Here is a 14699-nt window from a genome sequence, read left to right as displayed (position 1 = left end):
AGTCCGTGCTTCGCCCTCAATGAACCTACTCATGGAATACTCCAATTAACTGGAAAGTAAAATTATATAACCAATTGGGTTTTCACACAGTCTGGACCTGAAACGGACGTTCCGGGTCTGCGGCCACATCGACCTGAATATCACCGCGAACGAGTTCGAGACGGCGTTGCTGAGAATTAAAGCTGAAATTAACCGCGCTTGCGCTGCTGAGTACAATGGTGCTGCTGTCTGTCAGCGTTTGCGATTGCCATTGACCGGTACTGGTTCGCATATCCGCCAGCATATATTCAGGCGGGTAGTGTTGAAAAAAAAGCCAGGCAGGTATGACCAAGGCAATTACCAGTAATAGGGTCGTGCCAGGATGCTTGAGGCGTGAGTGACTGCGTTTTCCCGAGAGAAAAGCTTCAGCGGCGGCACGGGCGGAGGCCGGGTGTACGGAATTGCGTAATTGTTCGGTTTGTCGTATCAATGTCATTATTTTACTGGCAGCTTCTGCGTGGCACAGATTTACCTGCTGCCATTGTTCAAATTCAGCCAGTAGCGCCGCGTGGTCAGCGGGGGACAGATCATTATCCGATAAACGGATGACCCACTCGGCAGCCTGTTCGGCGATCGGGTCAGTGATTAAATCTGTATGCTCCGCTTGATTTGATTGCATGATCGTGACAACCCAGCAACAATTTATTTCGACTCATAAAAGTGATAACAGTGCACCAGTGTCTGCACCAGGTATTTGCGTACCATCCGGTCGGATACACCGAGCGTGTCGGCGATGACATAATGGGTCTGGCCTTCGATATAATGCAGCAGAAAAACCATGCGCGGTTTTTCTGCCGGTCCAGCCAAAGCACTACAAATCTTGTCCAGTATCTGCATAGCAGACACAACGCGTTTTTGTCTTCGGGACTGGTCTATCAATAATCGTTTCGCAGTCGTTGCCAGATACGCTCTGGGTCGTCTCAGGCAGGGCAAGTGCGACAAAGTGAGGATTCGGGCAATGGTATCGTCTGCGACATCTGCCGCCTTGTGTCCGCAATTTAGTTTCTGTCGCAACCATGTCAACAGCCATCTGTGATGATTTCGATATAAGTTTTCAATATCAGTAACAGCAGAAATATTGTCTGATTCGGTTGCACTGTCCGATAACCATACAGTTTCTTTATGACGGCTAAATACAGGTTGCGACATGTTTCTGGAAAAAGTTTAAATGCTGCGTATTATCCGTGTGAGGCCTGTCGATTGGAATGCGGCATATTGTCGCACTTGTTGGAATATGATCGTGTTCTTCTGGTAAGTAACTAACCGTTTTTGAACTGATATTATTGCTCAGCAAACTGCTTCTGCTGGTCTGATGCCAAGGCACTTATAAAAAACGCCCGCTTTACAAAGGTATATGTAAAACGGGCGTGTGCAGCAGGAGGTTAAGTAATCTGAATGGGAGTACTACTGGTGTTGGAGACGAGGTTTTATAACAATTTTTGTAAAGCAGAGCATGAGAAAGCAAGTGTTTAGAGTGAGTGGTTGTGCCTGTATATATTTGTATTGAATAAACGATAACTGCATTATCACTGCGAAATAGCAATTTGGGAATGTGACAAATTGTCGCGTCAGATAACGAGTCATTCCCTGCGGGCCGACCAGATTCATGATTAACCTGCAGAGAATAAATATTCAGGCGTGTGCCGGTTGCGTTATAGCGGCCGGTTTTAGATTACTGACGCTGTGCACAGTAAATAGTTTTAATCACGGACTGCTTGATGCATGAACACGCCACCGGGGTCTGGTGCCAATTTTTCAGATAGATCTTTTTCATTTGTTTTCGTATTGATTCGGCATGAAATATTGATTTATCAGCAACGGCTGTAACCGTTTTGTTTTTAACCTGACTTGCGAAACTGGTGACTAACCCAGAGCGAAGCGGCGAATAATAAAACTGCCCCTCCCTGATGCGTGGCGGCCAGATTAATCGGTACTGCATGCAGTAGCGTGGTAATACCAAGGCTGACCTGGATTGCGAGCATCAGCAAAAAGGCATGACACGCCAGGCGTGTGGTTCCAGACAGGCTGGATTTGAAAATGGCTTTGAACCAGAGCAGGGGCACCGAAAATATAAGTACCCAGGCAATCAGACGGTGGTTGAATTGCACTGTCGTCATGTTTTCAAAAAAATTGCGGTACCAGGGTTCGAGTACGAAAAGATCCGGTGGAACCAGATGACCATTCATCAATGGAAAAGTATTGTAAGCCAGGCCCGCACGTATCCCCGCAACAAATCCTCCTGATAACACCATGATAAAAATTAGCCATGATAATCCATAGGCAAAGCGGCGAAGTCCTTTCAATGTGTCGGTATTCTGATTGGCCGCAGCTGTGTTATTGTTTGGCGACAATATTCCCAGTGCCACCCAGAGCAAAGATGCAAAGATGATAAATGCCAGACCCAAATGCGCGGTGAGACGGTACTGGCTGACACGTGGATTATCGACCAGACCGCTCATGACCATGTACCAGCCCATAAAGCCCTGCAGTCCGCCCAGAACGAAAATGCCGGCGAGTTTATAGCCAAGTGGTTTGTCGATTTTTTTTGTGAACAGAAAATAAATGAATGGTACAAAAAATACTAGACCGATGAGCCGACCGAGCAGGCGGTGAAAGTATTCCCACCAGAAAATGTTTTTGAATTCATCAACACTCATGCCTTTGTTAATCTGCTGGTATTGTGGCGATGAACGGTATTTTTCAAGCAATTCGTCCCAGTCTTGCTGAGTAATCGGTGGTATGGTGCCAATCAGTGGCTGCCATTCAACAATAGAGAGGCCCGAGTCGGTCAACCGTGTGACGCCGCCGACAACAACCATGGCGAAAACAAGTGCGCAGCAGACCAACAGCCAGGCTGCGATGGGTTTTTTATCTGAGTTCATGGATTGTTTAGTTATGAAAATTTAATATAAATGGAAGTTTTTTGTTTCTTTTTTGTTTTTTATTTGGCACGTATGAGTCGCTGACGTTCCCGTTCCCATTCTTTTTGCTTTTCTGTTTCCCGTTTGTCGTGCTGTTTTTTTCCTTTGGCAAGACCGATTTCAAGCTTGATACGACCTGTTTTATAGTGCATGTCCAATGGAATTAGCGTGTAGCCGGCCCGCTCGATCTTACCGATAAGTCGCTTGATTTCTTCCAAATGCAGTAGTAGTTTCCGTGTGCGAACCGGGTCGGGCAGTATGTGCGTTGATGCCGTTTTCAATGGACTGATATGGCAGCCGATCAGGTATAATTCACCATTACGAATGATAATATAGGCTTCTTTTAATTGAACGCGTCCGGCTCGAATTGCTTTGACTTCCCAGCCTTCCAGCACGATGCCTGCTTCATACTTTTCTTCAATAAAATAATCGTGAAAGGCTTTTTTATTGTGAATAATACTCATGCAGTTTATTAAAAAAGGTGATTGTTCTTTAAATTTTGTGTATTTTATCAGTTTTTCAGTAATAGACCTCATATATGAAGAAGGAGAGGTGATTTACTTTTATGGCAGAAATAGAGAAAACCGTTTTAGTTGAGTACTCGGCAGAGCAGATGTTTAATCTGGTTGACAGAGTTGAGCAGTATCCGGAATTTCTTCCGTGGTGCGGCGGTACTTTGGTTGATCCGCAGGATGATACGACGACCCATGCGACCGTTAAAATCAATTATCATCACGTTAAACACAGCTTTACTACCGAGAATAAACGTAAGCCACCGGAACTTATCGAAATGACCTTGTTGGACGGGCCGTTTGAACATCTTGACGGGCATTGGCGTTTTATACCGTTATCCGATGAAGCCTGTAAAATAGAATTTCGCTTGCATTATACCTTTTCCCATAAAATTCTGGAGAAACTGGTCGGCCCGGTGTTTCATATGATAGCCAACAGTTTTGTTGAATCCTTTATTGAGCGCGCTGAAGCGATATATGGCAGCCGATGATCAGATCATCGGGAAGATGGCAGAGAGCATTGAAGTCGAAATTGTGTATGCTTTGCCGGAAAACCAATATCTTAGAACGTTACAGGTGCCCGTGGGTACAACCGTTGAGCAGGCGATTCGGCTTTCCAGAATGACGGATCAGTTTCCTGATATAGATTTAAATGAAAACCGGTTAGGTATCTTCAGTAAGTTTGTTGATCTTGACACTGTTTTACGGCCGTTTGACCGTATAGAAATTTACCGCTCTCTGCGGATTGATCCGAAAGAAGCAAGAAGACTGCGCGTAAAGCGAAAACAGCGATAGTTCATACCGTCTATGACATTTTGAATGAGGATTGGATATGAAAGCACTGCGGATTACAGCGTTGATTTGTATTACAGCTTTGTTTTCAGCGATTAGTCTGGCGCAATCCATTTCCTATTCGGGTTTTGAATGTTTGAATGCCGTTAATGCAAACGACCCAACACCGACAGTAACACCAGTCGTAAGTCGTTTTGATGTTATCGAGATACTCGATGATGGCATGGTGCGTCTGAGTCTCTCAGGTGGTTTGCCGAGGTTTATAGATAACAGTCAGGATATTTGTATAGACAGTGATACTGCTATCGGTTTTATTGGCACGCCTGATACAGCCGGCTCATTGGGGTTACCTGTAAAACTTGATCGTATTGATGCGACAGCGCATATTGATGGAAGAAGTCTTGTTATAATCGTGGATTCGATTTATACGGATTTAAGTGCGTCTAGAGGCGCATTTTCTTCATTCACCACAAGCCGGGTCCAGCCGATTTCCAATACGCTATTTCTGGAATATGATGCTCAGACGGCGTCTTTTATGCTAAAAAAAATAATTCATAACAGAGGTTTTGTCCAAACCTCCGGGACTACTGCGATGTTTCCGTTTATTGAGACGATTGTGCCCATTTTTCAGGAAACAGAGGCCGTCAAAGTTCCGCGTATTTTAACGCCGCCATCTGAGATATCTTATCGTTTGGATGATTAAATAAAATTGAATAAGGATAAACCGGAAACAGTGGAAAAAGTTTTTTGCGCGGCTTCCAGGTAAACCTGCTGTCTATTGAAGTCCGAGATTGCCCTGGCGTAATCGACATCCCGTAATTCCGATAGCCGTTGTTCATATTGAATTTCAAGATCGCCGCCGAGTGATTCAAGCGCTTCCAGCTCCTGCAGCCGCGCACCGACCGATGCACGTGTAGTAAGAATTTTTTCCAAGCCGTTGTCCAGGTTTTGCAACGCAGAATTTAGATCATTGGTTAATCTGGAGCCGGGCTGACCGCTTGAAGGTGTCTCTAATGCCGTAATCAGGTCCCCTACTGTTTTAAAGATACTCTGATTCGAACTGGGCGATACTGTAAAAATATCACCGTTTGCCGGTTCACCGGTGATGCTGAGTTCGAGGCCGTCAAAGCTGATAGTGCTGGTGTTTGAGAAAGAGTTACCTGTCGAGAGTGTTGCTCCGGTTGTGGTGTCTACTACGTCATACGTAGTTACCCCCGCTGTAACAGAAAATGAAATATCGTATTGATGTCCGGTCAGACTGGCGGGCGAAATAACCGTACCTGCGTTGATCACACCACTGCCGGTATTGGTGGCATTAGCAGCGGTTGTAAAAATACCGTTGCCATTTTTGATTCGTTCAAAAATATCCGCGCCGGAATCGCTGACGGCAATTTGACGAGTTGACCCTACCTGGCTAAGCCGTTGTCCCTGGTCGCCGTTGTATTGTACGTTTAGTCCCTGATGTGAAAATGGCTTGGTGCTTTCCTGAAAACCTGAAAAAAGGTAATTACCAGAACCGTCCGTAATATTTGCCTGTCCGAGAAAGGCTTCAAAACGGCCCCGTAATTCTGTGGCAAGGCTTTTTCTGTCGGTATCAGTAAGTGAAGGATTGCCTGCATTAACTGCAATTTGACGGATATCCTGAAGATTTGATGTGACATTTTTTAATGTCGTTTCAGTGAGTCCTAGTGATGCCAGTGCATGGCCTCGATTGACAGAATACTGCGAATTAAGCGATGCGGATTGAGAGAGATTCAATGCCTGGGCTGCTGCAATCGGATCATCGGCTGGCGTCAGAATGCGTCTGCCGGTAGAAATTTGCTGTTGTGTTTTAATCAACGCTTCCTGCTGTTGCAAGATAGCAGATGTTCCAGCTTCATAGATTCCATTTGTACTGACACGCATTTTGTTATCCTTTTACAAATGCTTTTTAACCAATTCGTAAAATCGAATCAAAAAGCGTTCCACTGATTTCGATTACCTTACTTGAAGCCTGAAACGCATGCTGATAGCGCAGTAAATTTGCTGCTTCTTCATCCAGATTGACGCCTGATATTGCCTGAATAGATTGCTCGGTTTGTGTTACCAGATTACTTTGTGCCTTACTGGTGACTTCAAGCTCGCGGGTTTTGTTGCCTACCATACTTACCATCTGGCCATAGGCTTCCTGAAAAGAGGCAGTACCACCAGCCATTGTATTTTGTGTCTGTAAACCGGCAAGTTGCAATGCATTTCGATTGTCTGCGCTGCCATTAAGATTGGGCTTGATTGTAAACACGTCGCCCGAAGCAGGTTGACCGTTAATCTGGACAGTCCAACCGTTAAAACTGATATCTGCACCTTCTGTAAAGACCTGATTGGCTGCGGGCAATCCGGATCCAGTGCCGGCAACGTCAAATTGACCATCATAGGGCGAATGAAAGGTTATGGTGACGGGTTGTTGCAGATTTGAATCCAATGGCAATGGATTGACGCTGCCCTGGCTGATAGTGGCATTGCTCGAATTTGTTAGCGCCGATTCGGTGCGTACAGGTGTTGCGGCTGCAATTTTTGCAGTATCAGAAATATTGACTGCAATATTTTTGGCACCATTGATCGTCGGTTGAATTAGAAACTGTTCATTTGCATTAATCGTGGCGGCGCTGATCCTTAAACCATCCATTATCAACGGTGAGCCGGCCGATGGTGGGGCGACAGTACTGACTGACTGGTTGTCAGATAAACGAGTCAATGTATAGTTTGCACCATCGTATGTGAATTGATAATCGCTTGTTGACAGTGCGCCGACATTGCTGATGTCGGCAGTAACGCTAGAGGCCGGGTTATTCGTTGCATGAGAGAAAATCTGTGGTTGGGGTACCGAAAAAAAATCGGTGCCAAGATTTCCGTTTAGATCCATGCCCAGTTTGTGTTGATCGTTAAATCTTTGGGCCAGGTTGATTGCAATTCGTCCCAGTGAGTTTTGCGCTTCATTCAATGATTCATTACGAAAAGCCAGTATGCCACCCAGACTGCCACCATGAATCAGATCTTCAGGCAAAAGAAAGGTCTTATTGCCACTGACCAGGCCAATAGACATTTTTTGTGGATTTTCTGGTGATATCATTGCTTTGAGTGACATCGCCTGGTTACCAACAACCAAGGCCTGGCCTGTACCGATGAAGACATTTGCCGACCCGTCATTTTGTTTGACTACTTCCGTGTTAACCAGCTTGCTGAGTTGATTAATCAGGCTATCTCGTTGATCCAGCAGATCATTAGCCGAATGACCGCCCGCAGATCCTTCGGCTATCAATATATTCTGATTAAGTTCTGAAATCTGTTTTGCCAACGAATTGATCTCTCCAATACTGCTGCTGACTTCAGTATTGGCTGCCTGATACATTTCCGACAGTCGTTGATCCAGGCTGTGGAAACGTGATGACAGTGCGTTGGCATTGCTGATCATAGCCTGACGGGAGGGGACTGACGAGGGGTTTGCTGCCACATCATTAACGCCGCCGAAAAAATCCTGCAGTGCGGGTGACAACCCCGAGACCGGGTCGGCCAGTAGATTATCAATCTGTTTGATTTGATTGTAATGGTTTTCCAGTTGACTACTTTGCGTTTGTACCTGTAATAACTGGGTTGTCAAAAATTGATTATGGATACGTTGCACGGTTGAAGCATTTACGCCGCTTCCAATAAAACCAGCCCCGGTAGGTTGAGGAACGTTGGTGCTTTGTATTACTTTCTGGCGGGTATAACCGGGCGTATCGGCATTGGCGATGTTGTGGCTCGTTGTCTGGAGATTGGCCTGTGCCGCATTTAAACCGGAAATGGCTGAGTTTAAAATACTTCCCATCGCTATAGATATTATAAGAACTTAAAAATTAAAAGAGTTATGTACTATACGGCAAACCTGACAATAAATTAAATTGACTCCTGGTTGTATAAAATCGATGTGTTTAAAATGCGCAGCAGCTTGTCTGCATACTGTGGGTCGGTTGCATAACCGGCGCGTTGCAATCCATGTGCAAAATCTGCGGCATTTTCGGAGTTAAGCACGTTTTCATACCGCGGATTATTGGACAGTAGATTTGCGTAATCGCGGAAACCTTCTTCGTATGAGCTATAAGCGCGGAATTTTTCGATCGATTTCTGTGGTATCCCATTAATATATTCAGTTGTTATGGTTTCAACCGTTTCGCCTTTCCAACTGCTTCCCGCCTTTATACCAAACAGATTATGACTGGGTGAGTTATCCGGGTGGCGTATTTCATATTTACCCCAGCCACTTTCCAGTGCTGCCTGTGCCAGCATAAAATGTGCTGGTATTCCCGTCGTCTCTGCAGCATTGTTGGCATGTGGCATCAGTGTATTGATAAAGTCAGCCGTTTTATCAGATCCGGATTTTGCTGGTTCTTCATGGGTTACGGTATTGTTCGTTGATATACTTGCGTCAGGTTTCTTTACGTCATGCGTTGCCGGCCAGAGAAGATCAGACTTGTCAACTGCAGGTGTCGACTGTTCAGTGTACATGTCTGAATAAGCTGCGGCTTTGGCAGCCGCATTAATATCGGACCCATGATGAACAATCGGTCCAGCCGCCATGCTCTCTTGAGATTCATTCGGAATAATTGACCGGTCGTTTGGAACAAAACCTGTTCCACCTTGTGAAACAGTGTTCTCAGGCACTTCAGGGTTCTGACCGTTACCATTGGCCCTGGTGAGTTGTTCAACCATGATATCGGCAAGACCGATACCTTTTGAAGACATGGTTTGGGCCAGTTGCTGGTCGTACATCTCAGTATAAAACTGCGTCTGCTGGTTGTCAGTCAGGCCACTTTTCAGCGTTGCATCCCGCATGCTTTTTATCAGCATTTGTAGAAATAATGCTTCAAATTGTTTTGCGGCCTCGTGCAATGCTGCTTTTGAGTCCTGTTTTGACAGTAGCTGAAGATGATCAACACTTTTACTGTCGATGGCAAGTCTGTTGCTGATGTCTGACGAATTCATCATAAGATAGTTATTGGGTTTATATAATTTCCAGCTCCGCGCGCAGCGAGCCCGCTGCTTTCAATGCCTGTAGAATAGATAGCAAATCCTGTGTTGTAGCACCAATCGCGGTAAGTGCTTTTACGACTTCACCAAGGTCGGCTCCGGATGGCAGCAGCATCAGATTTCCTTCATCGCTGCGGATTTCAACCTGCGCACGCTGTGCGACGACGGTCTCACCACGCCGCGCAAATGGCCCGGGTTGGCTGATGACCGGTTCGTTGTTGATGATAATAGATAAATTTCCATGAGCGATGGCGCTGGACTCCAGAGTCACAGACTGGTTCATGGCAACAGAGCCGGTACGCGAGTTGACAATGACCTTGGCGGCGTCTTTGGCTGGTGTGATTTCCAGGCTCTCAATCTGTGATATAAACATGACGCGCTGGTTACTGTCATGCGGCGCTCTGACCTGTACCATTCGCCCATCAATTGCGCTTGCTGAACCAGGATAATAGCTGTTTATTGCATCGACGATACGCTTGACGGTGGTAAAATTGGTAGAGTTGAGTTCAAGATTGATATGTTCTGTCTGCCCAAGTGATGCTGGAACAGCTCGCTCGACTGTAGCGCCGCCGGCAATTCTGCCTGCATTCAAATGGTTAACCTGGACGCTGCTGCCGGCTGCGGCAGCGCCTGCACCACCTACCAGGACATTGCCCTGTGCCATAGCGTAGATTTGATTGTCAACGCCTTTTAGCGGCGTCATCAGCAATGTTCCGCCACGCAGACTTTTGGCGTTACCCATTGACGAGACAGTCACGTCGATAGACTGGCCAGGTTTGGCAAAGGCCGGCAAGGTTGCAGTTACCATCACGGCAGCGACATTGCGTAATTGAAGATTGGTTCCGGGTGGCAGATTGATGCCTAATTGTCCAAGCATATTGATTATACTTTGGACGGTAAATGGCGTTTGTGTTGTCTGGTCGCCACTGCCATCAAGTCCAACGACCAGTCCATATCCAATTAACTGGTTGCTGCGCACACCCTGTATACTCGCCAGATCTTTGATGCGCTCGGCTTGACTATACAAGGGCGCGAATAGCGTTGCTATTAAACTGAGATAAATAAATGTGCAGCGTATCATCATGGCGCAAATATCATTTGAGTAAATTGTTCAGTCAGCTGGCCCTAGAACGGGGACACGTTGAGAAAAAAACGCGACAGCCAACCCATGGTTTGAGCTTCATCGATATAGCCATTAGCACGATATTCGATGCGGGCGTCAGCAACCTGAACCGACGAAACAGTGTTGTTGATAATATTAATCGGGTTTACCATACCGGAAAGACGGATAAATTCATGACCTTGATTAATGCCGATCTGTTTTTCTCCACTGACAAGTAAATTACCGTTAGGCATTACTTCTATGACAGTAACTGCGATCGTGCCGGTGAAATCATTATTGCTGGAACTGGCCCCTTTACCATCAAAAGCGTTGTTGGTTGCCGTTTCAACTTCAGTTCCGCCTAAAAAGTTTAACGGTATACCAAGGACAGCAGTGGGAATTGAGAAATCAAAACTGCCGGATCGATCGACATTGCTACCTGATTGTTTTCTGGCATTTGTTTTTTCATTTAAAGTGACGATGATCGTGTCGCCGACTCCCCGAGCACGCCGGTCTTCGAAAAGTGGTGTATAGCGTGTGCCGGCTGCATGGCTGACACCCTGAAAAATGCCACCGCTACTATCCGAAGCTACCTCAGTCTGCAGTGGCCGTGATGTAATCGGCTGGTGAATTTTTGTAGATGGTGTTAATGCGCATCCTGAAGCCAGTATCACGCAGGCAATCAGCAATAATGCCGGGGATTTACTTTGCAGAAAAAACTGTGTCACTGTTCGAGCCCAATGGTCAGTAAGATTATAATTGTGCGAGTCTTTGCAGCATCTGGTCGGATGTCTCTATGGACTTGGAATTGATTTCATAAGCGCGCTGTGTCTGAATCATGCCTACTAGCTCTTCTACGACATTGACATTTGAAGTTTCGACAAAGCCCTGGTTTAATAATCCAAGTCCATTTGTTCCTGGTGCGTTGGGATTGGCCACACCGCTGGATGCTGTGGGTAAATACAGATTTTCGCCGACTTTCTGCAGACCGGCCGGATTAATGAAACTTGCAATTTGAATATTGCCCACCTGTATTGGGGTTGCCGAGCCGGGAACCAGCGCTGAAACCGTTCCATCACGTCCAACGGTGATGCTTAATGTGTTGGGTGGAATTGTAATGGAAGGTTGTATTACATAGCCGCTTGAGGTGACAAACTGGCCGTTTATATCGGATTGAAATGCTCCATCTCTGGTATAGGCCGTTGTGCCGTCTGGCATTAATACTTGAAAGAAACCTTCACCCTGTATCGCAATATCACGTGGATTGCCAGTTTGCTGAAGGTTGCCCTGTGTAAAAATACTTTCGGTCGCAACAGGACGAACACCAACGCCAAGTTGTAATCCTGATGGTAATTGCGTTTGCTGGGAAGATTGTGCGCCGGGCTGGCGAACGGTTTGGTAGAGCAGGTCTTCAAAGACCGCTCGAGCGCGCTTAAATCCATTTGTGCTGACGTTCGCAAGGTTATTGGAAATGACGTCCATCTTGGTTTGCTGCGCGTCAAGTCCTGTTTTTGAAATCCATAGTGAACGTATCATGATTTACTCCATACAAGTTGATTAAACGGGTGAAATTGATGTTTATGTTCGAACAACCATTATTTCGCTGGCTTGCTGTGCATTACGCTCTGCACTTTCAAGAATTTTGATGTGCATATCAAACTGGCGCGCCAATGCGATCATACTGACCATTTCGTGCACCAAATTGACATTGCTTCCTTCCAGTGCGCCCTCGACAAGAGCAACATTGGCGCTGGCCTGCGGAACAGTTTCATCTTTCATGCGGAATAACCCGTCTGTGCCTTTGATCAGCTGGTTTTCTGGTGGGTCAACCAGCTTGATCCGGCCTACAATTGCGACAGTATTCGGTAGTGGCGTGATTGGTACGGCCGATACTGTTCCATCTTTTGCAATAGTGATGCGATTATCCTGAGGGACGGTAATGATCCCGGTGTCTCCTTTGACATTAAAACCATTATGAGTCTGCAATATCCCGTTCGGACTGATCTGCAGGCTGCCGTTGCGTGTATATGCCTCTTTACCATCCGGTAATTCGACTGTAATCCATCCCGACCCGCGAACCGCCACATCAAGATTACGATCAGTCTGTTGGATTGGGCCGGGTGTAAAATCTGCCCCGGTCGTCGAGTCGACTACAAACGCGCGGGTCGGCAGACCGTCGCCATAAACTGGTACAGCACGAAACGCATTATTTTCTGAACGGTAACCCGTCGTAGATGCATTGGCCAGGTTATGTGAAACTGTTGCTTTTTGGTTCAGCGTATGTGCTGCCCCAGTCATTGCTGTGTAAATCAGGCGATCCATAATTGCTTACCTATTACAGGTTTACCAGTGTTTGTAAAACAGCATCCTGTGTTTCGATGGTTTTAGCATTTGCCTGGTAGATTCGCTGTGTGGTTATCATATTTACCAGTTCGGCGGTAAGGTCTACATTAGACTCTTCAATAGCTGAAGATTGCAGTGCGCCCATAGTGCCGGACCCGGGTGCACCCACAAGCGGTTGACCTGATGATTTCGATTCCGTCCACTGATTATCTCCGATCGGTATTAAGCCTTGCGGATTGGTAAAATTGGCCAACACAACCTGGCCTAGCTTCCGGGACTCGCCGTTTGTATAGTTGCCGTTAATAAAACCTTCTTCATCAATGGAAAAACCGGCGATGGTGCCTGAAGAAAATCCATCCTGGCTGATTGCATTAACACCAAACGCGGTGCCGAACTGTGTAGTACCGGTTAGGTCCAAAGAGAAATCAAGTGGAGAGGTTGCGCCTAATGCGGGATTAATGGTTGCAAGATCAACCGATACGGTAATTGGTAAAGCGGGTGCGGTTAAATTACCGTTAGTATCAAAAGTCAGCGCTTGAGATGCACCACCGTCGAGCGTTACACCAACAGGTACGCCGGCAGGTGTTGTCTGGCCATCAACGGTTGCGTACATGTCCCAGGAGTTGGCGGCATTCTTTTGAAAATACATAGAAAAGATATGCGCATTACCCAGACTGTCGTATACCGTGCCAGATGTGGTGCCATTGTATGTCGAAGGATCAGTTGCATCAAAAGTAGGTACCGGTGCTGGCACCGCTACTCTCGAATCAAGATTTAATTCTGTATTGAAGCTTGATGTCGTATTTGGAGTCAGAGCAGCAGTCGATATTCTTAAATTTGTCGGGTCAGCTGTCAAAACCTGGCCGTTGGCATCGGTCGCATATCCAGTCAGATTTAAATTGCTATTATTGACAATATATCCGTTGGCATCAACATGGAACTGGCCATTTCGGCTGTATGTGATGGCACCATTATCGTTCATGCGAAAGAACCCGTTGCCGTTAATTGCGATATCTAGCGGATTGTCTGTTACGGTGATATTCCCTTGTGTAAATTCTTGGGCTATATCAGCCACTTTAGCGCCTATACCGGTTTTGTCTCTGAGTGCACCAGATAATGCATTGGCATATACATCGCTAAACTGGGCCTGTCCCTGTTTAAATCCGATAGTATTTGCATTTGCAATATTGTTGCCAATAACATCAAGGCTTTTTGATGCTACGTTTAATCCGCTTAATCCATGTTGGAATCCCATTTTTAACTCCTTCCTAGAATATCTGTTTAATGTCCGCCATATTAATCAGGCCAAGTTTGCCCATATCAAGTATGGCATCGTGTTCACCCGCCGATACGCTTTTGACCTGACCTAAAGCAAGCGGGCTTGCAGTCATTTCCTGATCTCCTTGTACCGCTTTAATGGCAAAACTGTATTGGCCGTTTGCCGCATTAGCGCCACTATCAGCAATACCATCCCAGATAAATGTATTGACACCTGATGGTTGTGCGCCTAGTTCAAGCGTGCGTACTGCGATACCGGAGCTGTCGAGAATAGTGACGCTGAGTTTGTCCACGGATTGCGGCAACTCGAATCCGCCAATAGCCGCATTATTGTCCAGCGATAAATTTGTGCCGGGAACCAATGCTTTGTGGCCGATGAGATTGGTTGCTTCCAACGTTCGGCTGTCTTCTATGCCATCGAGCAGCAACTGTAACGTATCATTGAGTTTGTCTATCCCGGTTACAGTGCTGATTTGAGCCAACTGGCTTGTAACTTCGGCGTTATCAAGCGGATTGAGTGGATCTTGATTCTGCATCTGAGTAACCAGTAGCTTTAAAAAGCGATCCTGCGGGTTATCTACACTGTTTTTATTTTTGTCCGCAGAGGTAGTAATGTTTGTCGTCGAATACGGTTGTTTATTGACTTCTTGGACGGTATTCATGTGAATC

At 46.1% G+C, this 14699-nt stretch carries 16 protein-coding genes; 3 read left to right on the top strand and 13 right to left on the bottom strand.

Annotated features, from left to right (window positions below; genetic code table 11):
• Nucleotides 1-82 precede the first annotated feature (82 nt).
• The 4 genes from BMX44_RS10275 to smpB form a co-directional block, all read right to left on the bottom strand.
• Complete coding sequence (locus BMX44_RS10275; RefSeq protein ID WP_090632536.1) at nt 83-658, bottom strand: FecR family protein; 576 nt, start codon at nt 656-658, stop codon at nt 83-85.
• Nucleotides 659-681: 23 nt separating this feature from the next.
• Nucleotides 682-1188 (bottom strand): sigma factor, encoded by a 507-nt coding sequence (locus BMX44_RS10270; protein WP_090632532.1) that lies wholly within the window; start codon nt 1186-1188, stop codon nt 682-684.
• Between the two features lie 689 nt (nt 1189-1877).
• Nucleotides 1878-2921: a COX15/CtaA family protein gene (locus BMX44_RS10265; RefSeq protein ID WP_090632528.1), complete on the bottom strand. Its 1044-nt coding sequence runs from the start codon at nt 2919-2921 to the stop codon at nt 1878-1880.
• A gap of 59 nt (nt 2922-2980) precedes the next feature.
• Nucleotides 2981-3424 carry an SsrA-binding protein SmpB gene (gene smpB, locus BMX44_RS10260; RefSeq protein WP_090632585.1) on the bottom strand — a complete coding sequence of 148 codons (444 nt, stop codon included), beginning with the start codon at nt 3422-3424 and terminating at the stop codon, nt 2981-2983.
• A 101-nt stretch (nt 3425-3525) separates the two neighbouring features.
• On the opposite strand from smpB, the gene BMX44_RS10255 reads away from it, so the two are divergent.
• The 3 genes from BMX44_RS10255 to BMX44_RS10245 are packed head-to-tail and all read left to right on the top strand — an operon-like array spanning nt 3526 to nt 4967.
• Entirely contained in the window at nt 3526-3963 is a 438-nt protein-coding gene (locus BMX44_RS10255; protein WP_090632524.1) for a type II toxin-antitoxin system RatA family toxin, read from the top strand.
• Entirely contained in the window at nt 3950-4267 is a 318-nt protein-coding gene (locus BMX44_RS10250; protein ID WP_090632519.1) for an RnfH family protein, read from the top strand. The genes BMX44_RS10255 and BMX44_RS10250 overlap by 14 nt, the downstream gene beginning before the upstream one ends.
• A 37-nt stretch (nt 4268-4304) precedes the next feature.
• Nucleotides 4305-4967: a hypothetical protein gene (locus BMX44_RS10245; protein ID WP_090632516.1), complete on the top strand. Its 663-nt coding sequence runs from the start codon at nt 4305-4307 to the stop codon at nt 4965-4967.
• Here the strand turns inward: BMX44_RS10245 and flgL are convergent.
• The 9 genes from flgL to BMX44_RS10200 all read right to left on the bottom strand — a co-directional run bounded on the left by flgL (nt 4964) and on the right by BMX44_RS10200 (nt 14692).
• Entirely contained in the window at nt 4964-6169 is a 1206-nt protein-coding gene (flgL, locus tag BMX44_RS10240; protein WP_090632512.1) for a flagellar hook-associated protein FlgL, read from the bottom strand. The two genes, BMX44_RS10245 and flgL, sit on opposite strands and share 4 nt — an antisense overlap.
• 25 nt (nt 6170-6194) lie before the next feature.
• Nucleotides 6195-8108 (bottom strand): flagellar hook-associated protein FlgK, encoded by a 1914-nt coding sequence (gene flgK, locus BMX44_RS10235; RefSeq protein ID WP_090632509.1) that lies wholly within the window; start codon nt 8106-8108, stop codon nt 6195-6197.
• Nucleotides 8109-8176: 68 nt separating this feature from the next.
• Entirely contained in the window at nt 8177-9265 is a 1089-nt protein-coding gene (gene flgJ, locus BMX44_RS10230) for a flagellar assembly peptidoglycan hydrolase FlgJ (protein ID WP_090632505.1), read from the bottom strand.
• Nucleotides 9266-9281: 16 nt separating this feature from the next.
• Entirely contained in the window at nt 9282-10391 is a 1110-nt protein-coding gene (locus tag BMX44_RS10225; protein WP_090632502.1) for a flagellar basal body P-ring protein FlgI, read from the bottom strand.
• Between the two features lie 41 nt (nt 10392-10432).
• Nucleotides 10433-11137 carry a flagellar basal body L-ring protein FlgH gene (locus BMX44_RS10220; protein WP_090632498.1) on the bottom strand — a complete coding sequence of 235 codons (705 nt, stop codon included), beginning with the start codon at nt 11135-11137 and terminating at the stop codon, nt 10433-10435.
• A 25-nt stretch (nt 11138-11162) separates the two neighbouring features.
• Nucleotides 11163-11945 carry a flagellar basal-body rod protein FlgG gene (gene flgG / locus BMX44_RS10215; protein WP_090632495.1) on the bottom strand — a complete coding sequence of 261 codons (783 nt, stop codon included), beginning with the start codon at nt 11943-11945 and terminating at the stop codon, nt 11163-11165.
• A gap of 42 nt (nt 11946-11987) precedes the next feature.
• Nucleotides 11988-12731 (bottom strand): flagellar basal-body rod protein FlgF, encoded by a 744-nt coding sequence (gene flgF, locus BMX44_RS10210; RefSeq protein WP_090632492.1) that lies wholly within the window; start codon nt 12729-12731, stop codon nt 11988-11990.
• Between the two features lie 13 nt (nt 12732-12744).
• A complete protein-coding gene (flgE, locus tag BMX44_RS10205; protein WP_090632488.1) occupies nt 12745-14007 on the bottom strand; it encodes a flagellar hook protein FlgE in 1263 nt (420 codons plus the stop codon).
• 13 nt (nt 14008-14020) lie between these two features.
• Complete coding sequence (locus BMX44_RS10200; protein ID WP_090632483.1) at nt 14021-14692, bottom strand: flagellar hook assembly protein FlgD; 672 nt, start codon at nt 14690-14692, stop codon at nt 14021-14023.
• Nucleotides 14693-14699 lie beyond the last annotated feature (7 nt).

The sequence above is a fragment of the Nitrosomonas marina genome (genome assembly GCF_900110145.1).
GTDB classification, from domain to species: domain Bacteria; phylum Pseudomonadota; class Gammaproteobacteria; order Burkholderiales; family Nitrosomonadaceae; genus Nitrosomonas; species Nitrosomonas marina.
The sequence above is the reverse complement of the archived record's forward strand: the minus strand, read 5'-3'. Positions and strand labels throughout refer to the sequence as shown.